This window comes from Nonomuraea angiospora, from assembly GCF_014873145.1.
GTDB classification, from domain to species: Bacteria; Actinomycetota; Actinomycetes; order Streptosporangiales; family Streptosporangiaceae; genus Nonomuraea; species Nonomuraea angiospora.
The window spans coordinates 12,115,040-12,129,190 of record NZ_JADBEK010000001.1 but is presented as its reverse complement, the minus strand read 5'-3'; the positions used below and the strand labels follow the sequence as shown (position 1 = coordinate 12,129,190).

General features: G+C 69.6%; 15 protein-coding genes and 1 tRNA gene. 7 read left to right on the top strand and 9 right to left on the bottom strand.

The window, feature by feature from the left end; all coding sequences use genetic code 11:
* Positions 1-2: 2 nt before the first annotated feature.
* Both H4W80_RS55665 and H4W80_RS55660 read right to left on the bottom strand, forming a co-directional pair.
* The gene (locus H4W80_RS55665) at positions 3-1,130 is read right to left on the bottom strand and encodes an L-talarate/galactarate dehydratase (protein ID WP_192792421.1); all 1,128 of its coding nucleotides are present in this window, start codon (positions 1,128-1,130) and stop codon (positions 3-5) included.
* A 75-nt stretch (positions 1,131-1,205) separates the two neighbouring features.
* The gene (locus tag H4W80_RS55660) at positions 1,206-1,958 is read right to left on the bottom strand and encodes an endonuclease/exonuclease/phosphatase family protein (RefSeq protein WP_192792420.1); all 753 of its coding nucleotides are present in this window, start codon (positions 1,956-1,958) and stop codon (positions 1,206-1,208) included.
* 70 nt (positions 1,959-2,028) lie between these two features.
* On the opposite strand from H4W80_RS55660, the gene H4W80_RS55655 reads away from it, so the two are divergent.
* The gene (locus H4W80_RS55655; RefSeq protein ID WP_192792419.1) at positions 2,029-2,880 is read left to right on the top strand and encodes a DUF72 domain-containing protein; all 852 of its coding nucleotides are present in this window, start codon (positions 2,029-2,031) and stop codon (positions 2,878-2,880) included.
* Positions 2,881-2,898: 18 nt separating this feature from the next.
* Here the strand turns inward: H4W80_RS55655 and H4W80_RS62180 are convergent, their stop codons facing one another.
* The gene (locus tag H4W80_RS62180) at positions 2,899-3,702 is read right to left on the bottom strand and encodes a hypothetical protein (protein ID WP_225964221.1); all 804 of its coding nucleotides are present in this window, start codon (positions 3,700-3,702) and stop codon (positions 2,899-2,901) included.
* 198 nt (positions 3,703-3,900) lie between these two features.
* On the opposite strand from H4W80_RS62180, the gene H4W80_RS55645 reads away from it, so the two are divergent.
* Both H4W80_RS55645 and H4W80_RS55640 read left to right on the top strand, forming a co-directional pair.
* A complete protein-coding gene (locus tag H4W80_RS55645; RefSeq protein WP_192792418.1) occupies positions 3,901-5,100 on the top strand; it encodes a sensor histidine kinase in 1,200 nt (399 codons plus the stop codon).
* The gene (locus tag H4W80_RS55640) at positions 5,097-5,801 is read left to right on the top strand and encodes a response regulator (RefSeq protein ID WP_192792417.1); all 705 of its coding nucleotides are present in this window, start codon (positions 5,097-5,099) and stop codon (positions 5,799-5,801) included. The genes H4W80_RS55645 and H4W80_RS55640 overlap by 4 nt, the downstream gene beginning before the upstream one ends.
* A 64-nt stretch (positions 5,802-5,865) precedes the next feature.
* On the opposite strand, the gene H4W80_RS55635 is transcribed toward H4W80_RS55640, so the two are convergent.
* Positions 5,866-6,324, bottom strand: coding sequence for a DUF2690 domain-containing protein (locus tag H4W80_RS55635; RefSeq protein ID WP_225964220.1), 459 nt, complete (start codon positions 6,322-6,324; stop codon positions 5,866-5,868).
* 255 nt (positions 6,325-6,579) lie between these two features.
* On the opposite strand from H4W80_RS55635, the gene H4W80_RS55630 reads away from it, so the two are divergent.
* A complete protein-coding gene (locus tag H4W80_RS55630; protein ID WP_192792415.1) occupies positions 6,580-7,509 on the top strand; it encodes a helix-turn-helix domain-containing protein in 930 nt (309 codons plus the stop codon).
* Between the two features lie 302 nt (positions 7,510-7,811).
* On the opposite strand, the gene H4W80_RS55625 is transcribed toward H4W80_RS55630, so the two are convergent.
* Both H4W80_RS55625 and H4W80_RS55620 read right to left on the bottom strand, forming a co-directional pair.
* The gene (locus H4W80_RS55625; RefSeq protein ID WP_192792414.1) at positions 7,812-8,147 is read right to left on the bottom strand and encodes a hypothetical protein; all 336 of its coding nucleotides are present in this window, start codon (positions 8,145-8,147) and stop codon (positions 7,812-7,814) included.
* Between the two features lie 160 nt (positions 8,148-8,307).
* On the bottom strand, positions 8,308-9,468 hold the full coding sequence (locus H4W80_RS55620) for an NsdA family TPR-like regulatory protein (RefSeq protein ID WP_225964219.1): 1,161 nt from the start codon (positions 9,466-9,468) through the stop codon (positions 8,308-8,310).
* Positions 9,469-9,709: 241 nt separating this feature from the next.
* Here H4W80_RS55620 and H4W80_RS55615 point away from each other — a divergent pair, with 241 nt between their 5' ends.
* Positions 9,710-10,087 carry a hypothetical protein gene (locus H4W80_RS55615; RefSeq protein ID WP_192792412.1) on the top strand — a complete coding sequence of 126 codons (378 nt, stop codon included), beginning with the start codon at positions 9,710-9,712 and terminating at the stop codon, positions 10,085-10,087.
* A gap of 501 nt (positions 10,088-10,588) precedes the next feature.
* Complete coding sequence (locus H4W80_RS55610) at positions 10,589-10,759, top strand: site-specific integrase (RefSeq protein WP_225964218.1); 171 nt, start codon at positions 10,589-10,591, stop codon at positions 10,757-10,759.
* Between the two features lie 63 nt (positions 10,760-10,822).
* Here H4W80_RS55610 and H4W80_RS55605 read toward each other — a convergent pair.
* The 3 genes from H4W80_RS55605 to H4W80_RS55595 all read right to left on the bottom strand — a co-directional run bounded on the left by H4W80_RS55605 (position 10,823) and on the right by H4W80_RS55595 (position 13,266).
* A tRNA-Pro gene (locus tag H4W80_RS55605) sits at positions 10,823-10,899 on the bottom strand.
* Between the two features lie 259 nt (positions 10,900-11,158).
* On the bottom strand, positions 11,159-11,965 hold the full coding sequence (locus H4W80_RS55600; RefSeq protein WP_192792411.1) for a serine/threonine-protein kinase: 807 nt from the start codon (positions 11,963-11,965) through the stop codon (positions 11,159-11,161).
* Positions 11,966-12,021: 56 nt separating this feature from the next.
* Positions 12,022-13,266: an MFS transporter gene (locus H4W80_RS55595; RefSeq protein ID WP_318787535.1), complete on the bottom strand. Its 1,245-nt coding sequence runs from the start codon at positions 13,264-13,266 to the stop codon at positions 12,022-12,024.
* 68 nt (positions 13,267-13,334) lie between these two features.
* Here H4W80_RS55595 and H4W80_RS55590 point away from each other — a divergent pair, with 68 nt between their 5' ends.
* Positions 13,335-13,961 (top strand): ArsR/SmtB family transcription factor, encoded by a 627-nt coding sequence (locus H4W80_RS55590; protein WP_192792410.1) that lies wholly within the window; start codon positions 13,335-13,337, stop codon positions 13,959-13,961.
* Positions 13,962-14,151 lie beyond the last annotated feature (190 nt).

Here is a 14,151-nt window from a genome sequence, read left to right as displayed (position 1 = left end):
TCTCAGGCCTTCCCGAACTCGACGCTGTCCACGGTCCACTTGCGGCACTGCTCGCTGAGCGTGAACCCGAGCCCCGGCCGGTCCGGGACGATCATGCGGCCGTCGCGGGTCTCGAGCCGCTCGTTGAACAGCGGGTTGAGCCATTCGAAGTGCTCGACCCAGGGCTCGCGCGGGTAGGCGGCGGCCAGGTGGAGGTGGATCTCCATGGCGAAATGCGGCGCCAGCTGCAGCCCGGCGTGGTCGGCGAGGGTGGCCAGGCGCAGGAAGGGCGTGATGCCGCCGACGCGCGGGGCGTCCGGCTGGATGATGTCGGCGGCGCGGGCCTCGATGAGGCGGACGTGCTCGGCGACGCTGGAGAGCATCTCGCCGGTGGCGATGGGCGTGTCGAGCGCGGCGGCGAGCTGCGCGTGCCCCTCGGCGTCGTAGGCGTCCAGCGGCTCCTCGATCCAGACGAGCCCGAGCTCCTCCACCGCCCGCCCGAACCGCAGCGCCGTCGGCCGGTCCCACTGCTGGTTGGCGTCCACCATGAGCGGCACGTCGTCGCCGAGGTGCTCGCGGACCGCGGCGAGCCGCCGCAGGTCCTCCCGGGTGTCGGGCTGCCCGACCTTGATCTTGATCCCGCCGATGCCGTCCTTGAGCGACTGGGTGGCGCGGGCCTTGACCTCCTCGATCGGCGCGTGCAGGAAGCCGCCCGAGGTGTTGTACGTCCGCACCGAGTCACGATAGGACCCCAGCAGCTTGGCCAGCGGCAGCCCCGCCCGCTTCGCCTTCAGGTCCCACAGCGCGACGTCGATCGCGGCCAGCGCCTGCGTGGCGACGCCGGACCGGCCGACCGAGGCGCCCGCCCACAGCAGGGTGTCGTACACCTTGCCGATGTCGGAGGGGTCCTGGCCGATCAGGTTGTCCCCGACCTCCTTGGCGTGGGCGTACTGCGCGGGGCCGCCCGCCCTCTTGGAGTAGCTGAACCCGGTGCCCTCGTGACCGTCCTCGGTCGTGATCTCGGCGAAGAGGAAGGCGATCTCGGTCATCGGCTTCTGCCGCCCGGTGAGCACCTTGGCGTCGCTGACGGGGACGTCGAGCGGAAGCGTGACGGAGGAGAGCGAGACGTGGCGGATGCGGTCGGCGGCCATCGGCGGTCCAAGGGGTAGGCGGCGAGGATGTTGTCAGTCATCATACGAAGCCATCACTCATATGACAACCTCGCCTCAGGGCCGCGTCAGCACGACGAGCAGGGCGGGGTGGTCGGTGTAGGTCATGCGGGTCACCTCCGTCCGCACGTAGCCCAGGTTGGCCGCGAAGACGTGCTGCACGCTGCCGTCCCCCTTCCTGAAGAACGGCGCGGCGTTGCAGTCCTGGACGTCAGGCCCGATCAGCGGGGCGTACTTGAGGTTGAAGTCGCCCGCCAGGAACGTCTGCCGCCCCGCGACGGCCCGGTCGCGCAGCAGGGCGATCGCCGCCTTGCACTGGGCCATGGCGACGTTCCCGGTGGTCGACAGGTGGGTGCCGCACCCGACGAGGTCGGCGAACTCGGCGCACACGTAGACGCGCTTCTCGCTGCCGCCGTCCTGGGTGGCGTACTGGCCGGAGAAGACGGTCCCGGCGGCCGGAGAGCGGAAGATCAGGCCGTTGCCGTACTCGTCGCCGTTGGTGCAGCGCACGGGCGTGCCGTCGGGACGGCGGGCCGGGGCGAACGCGGAGAAGCCGTCGCCCATGGCGGGGGCCAGCTGGGGCAGGTCGTTCCTGCAGATCTCGTTGAGGGAGAGGACGTGGGGCTGCTTGGCGGCGATGACCGCGTTCGCCTCCTGGAGGGTGGCGGCGCCGTTGAAGCAGGAGGTGTTGACGCCGCTGTGGCACAGGTTGAGCTGCAGCACCCGGAACTCCTGCGCGGCCGCCGCGGGCCCGGCCAGGGCGCTCACCGCGACGAGGACGATCACGAGAAGCAGTCGGACACGAGGCATGGTCGGCCCTTCCTTTTCGCCCGTCATGACCATGACAGCGTCTCAACGGATCTCCGATACCGTCGAGAGCATGCGGCTTCACGTGGGATGCGCGATGTGGACTCATGCGCGCTGGCAAGGTCGTTTCCTCCCCGGCCACCTCCCGCCCGGGGAGCGCCTGCGCTCGTACGCGACCTGGTGCGACGCGGTGGAAGGCAACACGACCTTCTACGCGACCCCCACGCGCGCCACGGTGGAGTCGTGGGCCGGCCAGACCGCCCCCGACTTCCGCATGGTGGTCAAGCTCCCCAAGCCCATCACCCACGAGCACCGCCTGACCGGCGCCGACGAGCACCTGCACGCCTTCCTGGACGCCATCGAGCCGCTGGGCCCGCGAGCCCACGCGCTCTGGATCCAGTTGCCCGGCTCCTTCTCACCGGCCGACCTCGGCACCCTCGCGGCCTTCCTGCACCGGCTCCCCCGCTCCCACAGATACGCCGTCGAGCTCCGGCACCGCGCCTTCTTCGAGGACGAGCGGTCCGAACGGCTCCTGGAGCGCGTCCTGGCGGCCGCGGACGCCGAGTGGGTCCCGTTCGACACCACGACGCTCTTCCAGAGCCCGCCGACCAGCGACGCCGAGCGCGACGCGTGGACCAAGAAGCCCCGCGTGCCCCGCCGCACGCGCGCCCTCACCGGCCACCCGATCGTCCGCTACCTGGGCCGCGACGCCGAGGCCCGCACCGTCGAGGGCTGGCGGCCGTGGCTGGACGTCGTCACGGACTGGCTGCGGGAGGGCCGCTCCCCCACGTTCTTCGTCCACACGCCGGACAACGCCGACGCGCCGAAGCTGGCCCGCGACTTCCACGAGGCGGTACGCGCCCGCGTCCCCGGCCTGACCCCGCTCCCCGAACCCGAGCCCACGGACCCGCTGACCCTTTTCTGACGGCTGGACCGGGGGTTCTCATCCCCTTGGGCCGTAGGCCGTCATGAGGATGTGCACGAGGACGAGGACGACGATCCAGAACATGGCGCGCCTGGTCGGCGGGGGCCCGCTACGCAGTAGCGAGATGCCCAGGGGGATGAACGCGACGCAGAGGCCGCCCACGGCGACGAAGGACTGCGGTTCGGTGCCTTTGAGGGTGCCGAGCGCGAGCGCCGACATCAGGCCGAGCGCGACCGAGCGGCCCAGCCCCAGGGCGCCGGAGCGGTAGGCGCCGACGGCCAGCACGACCCAGCCGAAGAAGGCCGGTCCGGACATGGCCCTGAACGGGTGCCAGATCGTGTCCCGCCATGCCAGGTAGTAGGCGTCGATGCCGCTGAGCATCGTTCGCAGGCCGAGGCTGTCGGTCAGGTGGAAGGCCAGGTGATCGGTGCCGAACTGGAAGGTCCGGGTGAACAGGCCGACGATCACCAGGCAGCCGCCCCACAGTCCCCACAGCGGGCTGGTGGCGGCGATCCGCTGCGCCAGCGTCATGACCGCCGGCCACAGCAGGACAAAGCCGGCGGCGAAGCAGGTGTAGGCGGCCGTGATGAGGGCGGGGTGACGGGCGTAGGCGGCGAGCTGGTACGGGACGAAGTAGTAGAACGGGGAGCGCAGGAGGGTCCCGGTCATGATGAGCGCGGGGCCGCCGATCAGCGAGACGGCGCTCACCCATCGTCCGGGGAACGGGGGCTGCCGGTCCAGGTTGGCCGCGGCGTTGGCGGCGCGCCGCTCCTCGGCACTCTGTCGCCATCGGGTGATTCGCCGCCGAAGATCGGCATTCATCGTTTCCTCCCAGATTCGTCCGCTCTCGGCCCGGTATGCCGAGCGCACCAGCATGGTGACGGGCTGCGGGGCGGGGACGCGTCTGGCCCGGGTCGCATCTTGGCCGGCCGACGCGAGCCGGTGGTACGACTCGGGACGGAAGCGGATGTCCAACCGTGGTCAGATGCCGGTTGATCGGGAAGGCGATACCTTCTCGTCATGGTTCGCGCTTCGCGGCTCGGTGGAAGCGGCGTCGCCGACGCTGTGCTGGCGGTCATCGTGGCGCTGACCGTCGGCTACGCCATCGTCGATCCGCCGGGCCCGTCGTCGTGGTGGCCCGCCTGGTCGGCCTGGCCGGTGGCGGCGGCCATGAGCTTTCCGATCGCCGTCCGGCGCCGCCGGCCACGGGCCATGCTGGGGCTCGCGTGCGCCACGGCGGTGGCGGCGACCGTGGCCGGCGCCGTCGCGGCGGGCGCGATCTGGGTGTCGTTCCTGCCGACCGTGCTCGTGCTGTACCTGGTGGCCTCCACCGCCTCGGTCGTGTGGTCGTCAGGCGGCTGGGCGGTGTGCGTGGTCGGCGCGGTGGCCGCCATCCTGATCTTCTACGAGCAGGTGTTCCCTGGCCTCCCGCCCGCGGCGGCGCCCAGCGAGATGCCGCCGTACTGGCCGGTCGAGATCGGCGCGGTCTGCGTGCTGCTGACGGCCGGATGGGCCGTCGGGACGGTCGTCCGCTGGAAGCGGGACACGACCGCCCGCCTCGTCCGCCACCTCGCCGAGGCGGCCGTGGCCGACGAACGCCGGCGGATCGCCCGCGAACTGCATGACGTCATCGGCCACAGCATGAGCGTGATCGCCGTCAAGGCCACCGTCGCGAACCATGTCGCCGACGCCCGCCCGCACGAGGTGCGCGCCGCCCTGGACGTCATCGAGCAGACCAGCCGGAGCACGCTCACCGAGATCCACCGCGTGCTCGGCCTCCTGCGCTCCGACGGCGATCCCCAGCAGCCTCCCCTGCCCGTCCCCGGCATGGCGGACCTGCCCGAGCTGGCCGCCCATGCCCGCGCGGCCGGGGTGGAGGTGGATCTGACCGTCCGCGAGGAGGCCGTGCTGCCGCCCGCGGTCGCGATGTCGGTCTACCGGATCGTGCAACAGGCTCTGACCAACGTCATCACCCACGCGGCGCCCACCCGCTGCTCCGTCACCGTGGAGATCGACGGACGGGAAGCCCTGATCGAGGTCATCGATGACGGCCCCCGCCACGGCCGGCCGCCGCGAGCGGGCCACGGCGGACACGGCCTGATCGGCATGCGCGAGCGAGCCAGGATGTACGGAGGCACGTTCAGCGCCGGGCGCCGGCCCGAAGGAGGCTTTCAGGTGACGGCCCGCCTGCCCTACGACCCTAACGGCACCCTGACATGACCGCCGACGCCGCCGCACCCGATGCGCCCCCTCCCATCACGGTCTTGCTGGCCGAGGACCAGGTCCTGGTACGCGACAGCCTCAAGGTCCTCATCGACACCACCCCGGGGCTGGCCACCGTGGGCGAGACCGGCACCGGCGCCGAAGCCGTGCTCCTGGCCCGCCGGCGCCGACCCGACGTCGTCCTCATGGACGTGCGCATGCCCGACATGGACGGCATCGAGGCGACCCGGCGCATCTGCGCCGACCCGGACAGCGCCAGCGTCCGTGTGCTGATCCTCACCACGTTCGACCTGGACGAATACGTGTACGCCTCGCTCAGGGCCGGCGCCAGTGGATTCCTCGTCAAGAGCGCGACGGCGAGCGAGCTCCTGGCCGCCATCCGGGTCGTCGCCTCCGGCGAAGCGCTGCTCGCGCCCACCGTGACCCGCCGGCTCATCGCCGATTTCCTGCGCGGCCCCCACTCCGCCCCGGTCCTGCGCGACCTCGACGACATCACTCAACGCGAGCGCGAGGTGCTCACCCTCATCGGCAAGGGGATGTCCAACTCCGAGATCGCGCAGCACCTTCATCTCACCGTCGGCACGGTCAAAACCCACATCGGCCGTCTTCTGGCCAAACTCCACGCCCGGGATCGAGCGCAGCTCGTCATCGCCGCCTACGAAGGCGGACTCATCACCATCCCGGACGGCCGCCGCTGACGGCTGCCGAGACCTGGGCGAGGGAACACGGCGTCCCGCTCCGCGCGATCCGTTCTCGGGTGATTCACCCACGCACCGAGTCCTCCGGTCCCCGGCAGGGGCTGTGACCGGCGAGGTTGCCCACCCGTATCCCCGAATAGTCGGGCACCATGTCGGTGTAGGCGTTGCTGTAGCCGCGCGGGACCCGGTAGGACTGCGCGTACCGTCCGTTGCAGGTCTGCACGTAGAACCACGTTCCTTCCTCCGCCCCGGTTATCCGCGCCCAGGAGGCGCCGCACCCCGGGCTGTGGCGCAGCTCCAGCCGGCCCAGGCTGGTGGAGTAGTGGTAGACGGTCTGGGCGTCACCGCTGCAGTGCAGCTCCACGGGATCCGCTCCGTCACAGCCGGCGCCCGAGCATCCCCTGACCGCATCAACGGTCGACTTGCCCCTTTCCCCCCGGCCGGGCCCGTCCTGCGCGTACGCCGCAGGAGCGATGAGAAGGAGGCCGCAGGCCAACGCTGCGGCGGCGAAGGATCGATTCATGCTGCTTCCTCCAGGAGACAGGTACGACGTGCCGACCTCGACTGTCACTGTTCGCCCACCGCGAGGGAAGCTGTCCCGGCATTCGCACAACAACTCCGAACCATTGGAAACAACCGAACATCGCAGGCCGGAGACTCCGCATGAGCTGGACGCGGGGCCGAGTGCAACGGCGATCCGGGCTTTGACCGATCTCAGCAAAGATCGGATACTGCGAGTCACGGACGGGCGAGCTTCGACCGCGCGATCGAGGTGGCGATGGGCAGGCGGGAGACACCGGTCCCGGACGGGCCCCTCCGGGAGTTCGCCCTCGAGCTTCGCGAACTGCGGGTCACCGCACCCGGGGCCCCGACCTATCGCGAGCTCGCCCGGAAGGCGAACTACTCCCCCTCGGTGCTTTCTCGGGCCGCGGCCGGGCACACCCTGCCGACCCTGGACGTCACCCTCGCTTTCGTGGCGGCCTGCGGTGGAGAGGTCGAGGAGTGGCGGCAACGCTGGACCATGCTGCATGTCACGCTCCAGCGCGCCCGCCCCGACCTGATCGCCGAACCGGACGAGCCACGGGACGCCACCGATGGACCCGGCGAGCCCACACCCCCGGGTGGCACGGCGACGGGAAGAACCGCCGCAGCGAGTACGGCCACGGGCCGGGTCGCCGGAGGCCGCCCGCTCCTCGTCGCCCTGGTCGCCGCGCTCGCCGCCGCCGTCACGCTCGCCGTCACCCTCGCCGTGACATCGCCGTGGTCGTCGCAGGCGAAGCGCCAGGTCGTCCCTCCTTCGAGCTCCACTCCGTCGCCGACCTCGGCCTACGACCCCGTCTACCTCGACCGGCGGCTGCCGCTGCCGGACTACAACTTCTACTTCGATCTCCAGACCGGCGTGGTCACCGAGGGGGACGGTCCCTGGTCGATAAGCACCAACAGCGGAGGGGACGGCCACGGCGCCTTTGAGCTTCCCGACGACACCGACGTCTACATCTCCCCGGAACCGTCCCTGACCCCCGACCGGTGCGCGGCGCACGCATCCCCCGCCCCGTCGTACGGCGTGCGCTTCCGGCAGGTTCCCCCGAGGACGCTCTTCTGCCTGCGCTCCCGCAAGACCGGGGAGATCGCCGTGATCAAGGTGATCGAGACCGACGACGGCAACTACGCCGCGAAGATCGCTCTCGACTACTACCGGCCCCGCTGAATCGGTCCGAGAGCCATGCCCCCTCGCCTGCCACAGCGGCGCGGCCGTCTCCCGCAAGCAGATCCGGATACCCTCTTCGCCCGTTAGGCACCCACCCATGCGAAAGGGTGTCAATCCAACAGGTGACACCCTTATCGACCAGCGGAAATCTGGTCGGACGACAGGATTTGAAACCTGCGACCCCTTGACCCCCGGTCACTCCCTACAGGGCCCCGATCATGACCTGTAGCGGGTTCGACCTGGCAACACTGTCTAGGGCGATCCAGTGACGTCCACGCTTGTCGCTGACGATTGTCACTCAGCTAGTCACCCGACGGCTGGCCGATATCTTCGTCACGAATCCCGGGCGCTGCGCTTTGCTGCTCTTCTCTTCGATGTCTCTCCACAGTCAGACGCACATCCAAGAAGAAGGCCGCGAGTAGCAACACACCGCCGACGGCCAGCAAAATCGTTGTTGGGATCTGAACGAGATTGCGAACATCCTCGCACTCGTTCACATGGTCTTGACCGGCAGAATTGGACGGCGAGATGAACGCCGAACCGCACTCCAAGCCACCTTCGGTAAGGGGCATCACACCAGCAAGCACACCGGCACCAATAAAGAGGAAGGCGATGAACGCGATCGCCCTGATGGACATACGTGATCCTTCGACATGATTAATGCAGAGAAGGATCATTCCATATCGGCCCGCAGATGCGGAAGTACTGGCCCAGGGCCTGGTACCCACCGAACCCGATTCACTCAGAAGGCCGCTCGTCCGCGCACCTTCGTTTCTGCATGGACGCGCCCCGAGCCCTCTACTCGGGACCGCTCAGTTCTCGATACGCCTCGCGCAGTTCTGTGGCTTCCGGCATGCGGAGCGTTTCGATGGCGCTGATCACCTCGTGTGCCCTCCAATAGTTGGACGGCACCAGCACGCCGCTGGTCATGGTCATGAGGGCAAGCCGACCGGCCTCGTCGGGCTGATCGGCCGCCAGCAGGGCCAGCGCCAGGTCAAGACGCGCAGATACCGCCCTGCGTGGGCGAAACAGTTCATCGGCGGCTGACTCCATACGCGCGAGCACCTGCCGGGCGTATGACTCGGCGGCCGGATCTCCCAGCCATGACAGTGTGGTCGCGACGTATGCGTCGCTCTTGGAGGGGTCGTATCGGTAGTGATGCTCGGGATGCTCGGGCATCGACAACGACGAGACCAGCCGGGCGACGCGGTTCAGCGCATCACGGGTCTCCGGGCCGGATCCGAGCCGTGCCCATACCCGGCCTTCCTGTGCGGTCGCCTGGATGTAGGCGGAACTTCCACGTGGCGCGATCACCTGCGCCCCCTGAGTCAGGGTCAAGGCTCGGCGGTAGTCGCCGGTGGTGATCGCCTGCCAGGCCTCCGTCTCCAGGCACCATGCCGCGATCTCGGGATGCTCAGCATGCTTTGCCAACTGGGCGGATGTCCGAAGCCATGTTGCGGCGGCATTGAACTGGCGGAGGTCGATATAGCAGGTGGAAGCCAGCAAGGACAGCCAGCCACCGGCTGTGAGCAGGCGGCGGTGCTCGACGAGTGTCTTCTTCGCGTTGATCAGATGTGAAACGTAAGACAGGTGCTCGCGTGCTCGTTTCAGCAACTCGGCCGGCGGTGTTCCCTGGTAGGCCATCGCAAGGTCATCGACGGCCAGTTCCAGCCGGTCAAGCGTCTCGTTACCCACATCGCTGGCGGCAACCCGGCGGCCCAGCTCCAACGCCTCGATCTCGCCTTCGAAGCAAGCGTTGTCCTGCACCGAGGCTTCTGCGGCATCGGCGAACAACTCGGCTTCCCTCATACCGAACACCCGGCAGTAGAGCAATCGATAGGGGTCCTTGGGCTGATGCCTGCCGGCCTCCCAATCCTTGATCATACGGATCAGGGATTCCCGCTCGGGCAGACGAGCCCTGGTGCGTGGGTCGGCCGCGTCGGCAAGGTGCTTGGCCATGTCTCGCTGTGTCCACAACTTGCCACGCCTTTCGGCGCGCAACCGTATCGCCCAGACCGGAACGCTATCCATTGTGTGCACCTCGGGGGACTTGGGGTCCGCCTGTCTCCCCCAGTCTCCCTTACTCGCACTGTCGGTGCGGGGCTACCGGGAGATGTCATGAGAGGACCGTGAAAAGGCGGAACCCGCAGGCGCTGACACGCCGTACGGGTTCCTTGATCGCACACTGGAGGTGCGACCCATGGACAACTCTAGAGGCGCTCCGATCCCCGCGAACAGCGTCACAGCGGGCCGTCAGGACAGGACATTGGATGTCGTGTCGATGACCCCGCTCGACGTCGCCGAAGAACTCCGCAAGGCGCTGAAGCAGTACGGCATCGCGGCCGATGTCCACGACGGCTACGGGCTGGCGCTGGTGTCGGTCTGGGTGGGCCTGGTCGTGTGGTGCAAAGACGATCGCTACTGGTGGCGTACCGGCTGGGATCAGCACCGTCGGCGCTTCACCTACGCCTGGCATCCGGCGATAGACCCTGCTCGGGCGGCTCGGCGGGTCGCCTTCCGGTACGCACATCTGAGGAAGACCCCGTCATCTGAGGTGGTCGCGGACAGCGCGTCGTGACCCTTGCGAATAGGTGCCTGAGCCCGCATGTAGCCATGGCGCAGCGCGATCACACCCGGCTGGACTGGCGGCAACCGTACCCCGCGCTGGAGCGGACGCGCACGGTGGCCTGGACCTGCCACTGCAGGGCCACGGTGTACGAACTGTGCGAGGGCGGCGGGCGGGCACTCCTACGGCGAACCATCCAGCTCGACGGGAGGCACGAGGTGCATGAGACATCGCCCTTGCCGATCAGCGAGGTTTGGGCGATCTGGACGGCGTTGCTGTTTGGAAGGGCCCGCTAGAGACGGGCGTGGTGGCTTGAGATCTGGAAGGACGGCGTCACCACGCCTGCCAGAAGCAATCCGGAACTCCTGCCCCGTTCCTCCCCCGTCTTCGGCAACTGCCGATCTCACGTCCTGACCTAAGCTCAGGTCGCCCGTCGATCGGCGCGGGCCGGGACCGGCCTCCAAGGCCGCATGCCCGGTCCCGATGTCCGTGTACTACTGGACGCCCCGAGAGATGCGACACAGCTTCGTGTCGCTGCTCTCCGACTCCGGGGTTCCGCTGGAGGACATCGCCCGCCTGGTCGGCCGCACCGGGACAGCGGCCACCGAAACCGTCTACCGGAAGCAGATCCGTCCCGTACTCCTGCAAGGAGCTGCAGCGATGGACACGATCTTCGCCCGGTAGTCACTCATCAATGCGTAAGGGTGCCACTCTTTCGAGTGACACCCTTGTCGACCAGCTGAAATCTGGTCGGGACGACAGGATTTGAACCTGCGACCCCTTGACCCCCAGTCAAGTGCGCTACCAAGCTGCGCTACGTCCCGATCGTGCCGGCCGCCCCCTGCGGGGCGGGACGTCATTACCTTAGCGCACATCAGAAGTGCGAGATCATCGAGCGTTGCCGAACCGGGCCGGCAGGCCCCCGCGCTCGGGCAGGAATCGCCTTCGCCCTGTGGTGCGGGTGCTCCGGGCCGGTGCGGGCAGGCCGTGCGCGGTCGGCCTGAGCACGCCCAGGTGGTGGCATCCGGGACGGCGGAGGTCAAACAACATCCGCCGGGCGAGCGACCCGGCGGCCGGCGGTGATCAGATGGCGGCCTGGTAGGCGCTGGCGCGCATGCCGGCCAGCAGGCCGGCCGTCTGCTCCGGCGTGTAGCGCCGTACCGGGTCGTGGTGGAGCAGGCCCTCGATGAGCGGCCGCATCACCCCGGCCCGCCGGGGCGGTGGGTACGGGCCGCTGCGGGCCATGCCGAGCACCGTGGCCGCGTCCTGGCCCGGGTAGGGCGGCTGGCCCTCGACGGCGCTGTAGAGGGTGGCGCCGAAGGACCACATGTCGGCCTCCTTGCTGGCCGGCCCCCCGTGCAGCCGCTCGGGCGCCATGAACGCCGGCGTGCCCCGTAACCGCCGCGACCTGGTCATCCGGATGTCGCCCTCGGCGGTCGCTATGCCGAAGTCGGTCAGCACCACCCGGTCACCGGTCAGCATCACGTTGGCGGGCTTCACGTCGCGATGCAGCACTCCGGCCTGGTGGGCGGTGCGCAGCGCGGCGAGCAGGTGCTGCCCGATCGCGGCGACCGACTGGGCCGGTAAGGTGCCCACCTGGGAGAGCAGCTGGTGCAACGAGAGCCCGTCCAGGTATTCCATCACGATCCAGAGCTTGCCGCCCTCTTCGATCAGGTCGTGGACCGTGACGATGTTAGGGTGCGTCAGGCCGGCAGCCATCCTGGCCTCACGCAGCACCCGGCGGCGCACCATCTCGGCCTCACCGGCCAAGGTCAGCTCCTTCAGCGCCACCGTACGGTGGAGGAGCTGATCGAACGCACGCCAGACGACTCCCATACCCCCACGACCGGCCTCCTCGTTCAGGAGGTACCGTCCGCCGATCTCCCGCATACCATCCCCTCTTGCTCGGGGATAATCATGTCACTTCAGCACAGGCCGTAGGGTGCCTAACGTGATCCTGATATGTCGGAAAGTGCGGGTGCGCTGGTCAACGGCCTAGAAATTCGATCAGACAACGCGCGCCACACCAGTCCGACACCCCCCAAACATACTCCAGTGGCGCCCACGAGGACGGCACCAAGCCCCGCAAACTCGGCCACAACGCCTCCCAGAGCCGCCCCGAGCGGCATCCCGCCCATGCCGACGAGGCGGTATGCCGAATTGACCCTCCCGAGCAATTCGGCCGGGATCAGCCGCTGCCGGGCCGAGATCACCAGGACGTTGCCCGCCGCGCCCGCCACGCCCCACAGCACGGCCGTCGGGTAGAGCGTCCACGGGGACGGCACGGCCACCGGCACGATGAGCAGGAGGCTGGTCGCCAGCCAGCACCCCACGAGCGCGCGGAACTCCCCGAAGCGCCCCGCGGCCCACCCCGACAGCAGCGACCCCGGCAGCGCCCCGACGGCGAACGCGGTCGTCATCAGGCCGTACTCGCCCGGCTCCAGCCCTATCCGCGACCCGTCGCCGACGGCCCACAGCACGAAGACGGCGAAGTAGGCGGCGTTGGCGAGGTTGAGCAGCCCGGCCGTGACGGCCAGGCTCCGCAGCACCCGATGGGACCACAGGTACCGCAGCGCCTCACCGATGTCCCGCCGCAGCGGCCGCCGGCCCTGCGCTCGCGGGGTGTCCATCCGGTACGTGCCGCGCATGCCCAGCAACAGCAGGCCCGCGGCGCCGTACAGGAGGGCCGGGGCGCCGAAGACGACGGCGGGGAGCGTCACGACGAGCAGGCCCGCCAGCGGCGCCCCGACGAAGTCGTTGCCGATCATCTGGGCGGTGGAGACGCGGCCGTTCGCCCTGGTCAGGTCGGCCTGGGGCACGGTCATCGGCAGGATCGACTGCGCCGAGACGTCGGCGAAGACCTCGGCCACCCCGGCCACGAGCACGGCCGCCAGCAGCACCCACAGGTCGAGCAGGCCGAGCAGGGCCGCGAGCCCGGCGAGGGAGAGGACCGCGGCCCGGGCGAGGTTGGCCACGACCATGATGCGGCGGCGGTCGAGCCGGTCGGCGAGAGCCCCCGCGTGCAGCGCGAGGAGCAGCCACGGCACCGTCGCGGCCGCCCCCGCCAGCGACACCAGCGTGGGCGAACGCGTCATCGACACGGCCAGCAGCGGCGCCCCGACCTTCAGCACGCCGTCGGCCAGGTTCGACAGCGCGGTGGAGGACCACAGAAATCCGAACGAACGCCCCACGGCTCACTCCGATAGTGTGTAAGGGAAAGTGTGCATAGTTTTCTTTGCAAAGATAGGCTTGCATAGCGATGCAGAGCAAGAGCTATTCCGCCCGCACGCTCGACGCGAGGGCCCTGAAGTCCTTCGCCCACCCGCTGCGCCTGCGGATCTACGAGCTGCTGGACGAGCACGGCCCCTCCACGGCCACCAAGCTCGCCGCCCTGCTCGGGCAGAACACCGGCGCCACGAGCTACCACCTGAGGGAGCTGGCCGGGCACGGCATGATCGAGGTCGTGCCGGGGATGGGGCGCGGCAAGGAGAAGTACTGGCGCATCACGCCCGGCGGGTTCTCCTACGGGGAACCGCCCTCCGATCCCGAGGCGGCCGGCGCGATGGAGTTCCTGCTGGACGACATGGTGCGCCAGCGCGGCGCGGAGCTGGCCCGGTGGCGCGAGGAGGAGGCGCGGGCGCCCGAGGAGTGGGTGCGCGCGAGCGGCTACGGGCGGCGCTCGCTGCGGCTCACGCCCGAGGAGAGCGCGGCGCTGCGGGACGAGGTGTTCGAGGTGCTGGAGCGGTATCGCGCGCTGTCGGACCGCAGGGAGGTCGAGTCGCCGGACTCACGCGATCGCGATCCGTCGATGGGGCGCGTGATCATCCACTTCGACGTGCTGCCGGTGGGGGCCGGTCAGGGGCCGGCAGAGGAGGGCACGCCTTAGGGCCGCCCACGGCCGGAGCAGCCGGGGGCGGCGTGGGCGGCCGGGCCCCCAGAGCGGTGCGTCCCAGAGCGGTGCCGCCGGAGCGGGGCGGCCTGCCCTCAGAGCGAGGGCGCTGGAGCGGGGCGGCGGGGCGGGGGCGGCCGGGCCCTCAGAGCGAGGGCGCTGGGGCGGGGCGGGGGCGGCCGGGCCC

Excerpts from the sequence above, each read along its gene's own strand:
- H4W80_RS55655 (WP_192792419.1), top strand. The coding sequence starts at position 2,029 with ATGCGGCTTCACGTGGGATGCGCGATGTGGACTCATGCGCGCTGGCAA.
- H4W80_RS55625 (WP_192792414.1), bottom strand. The coding sequence starts at position 8,147 with ATGTCCATCAGGGCGATCGCGTTCATCGCCTTCCTCTTTATTGGTGCC.
- H4W80_RS55620 (WP_225964219.1), bottom strand. The coding sequence starts at position 9,468 with ATGGCCAAGCACCTTGCCGACGCGGCCGACCCACGCACCAGGGCTCGT.
- H4W80_RS55635 (WP_225964220.1), bottom strand. The coding sequence starts at position 6,324 with ATGAATCGATCCTTCGCCGCCGCAGCGTTGGCCTGCGGCCTCCTTCTC.
- H4W80_RS55615 (WP_192792412.1), top strand. The coding sequence starts at position 9,710 with ATGGACAACTCTAGAGGCGCTCCGATCCCCGCGAACAGCGTCACAGCG.
- H4W80_RS55645 (WP_192792418.1), top strand. The coding sequence starts at position 3,901 with ATGGTTCGCGCTTCGCGGCTCGGTGGAAGCGGCGTCGCCGACGCTGTG.
- H4W80_RS55630 (WP_192792415.1), top strand. The coding sequence starts at position 6,580 with ATGGGCAGGCGGGAGACACCGGTCCCGGACGGGCCCCTCCGGGAGTTC.
- H4W80_RS62180 (WP_225964221.1), bottom strand. The coding sequence starts at position 3,702 with ATGAATGCCGATCTTCGGCGGCGAATCACCCGATGGCGACAGAGTGCC.
- H4W80_RS55660 (WP_192792420.1), bottom strand. The coding sequence starts at position 1,958 with ATGCCTCGTGTCCGACTGCTTCTCGTGATCGTCCTCGTCGCGGTGAGC.
- H4W80_RS55610 (WP_225964218.1), top strand. The coding sequence starts at position 10,589 with ATGCGACACAGCTTCGTGTCGCTGCTCTCCGACTCCGGGGTTCCGCTG.
- H4W80_RS55665 (WP_192792421.1), bottom strand. The coding sequence starts at position 1,130 with ATGGCCGCCGACCGCATCCGCCACGTCTCGCTCTCCTCCGTCACGCTT.
- H4W80_RS55590 (WP_192792410.1), top strand. The coding sequence starts at position 13,335 with ATGCAGAGCAAGAGCTATTCCGCCCGCACGCTCGACGCGAGGGCCCTG.
- H4W80_RS55600 (WP_192792411.1), bottom strand. The coding sequence starts at position 11,965 with ATGCGGGAGATCGGCGGACGGTACCTCCTGAACGAGGAGGCCGGTCGT.
- H4W80_RS55640 (WP_192792417.1), top strand. The coding sequence starts at position 5,097 with ATGACCGCCGACGCCGCCGCACCCGATGCGCCCCCTCCCATCACGGTC.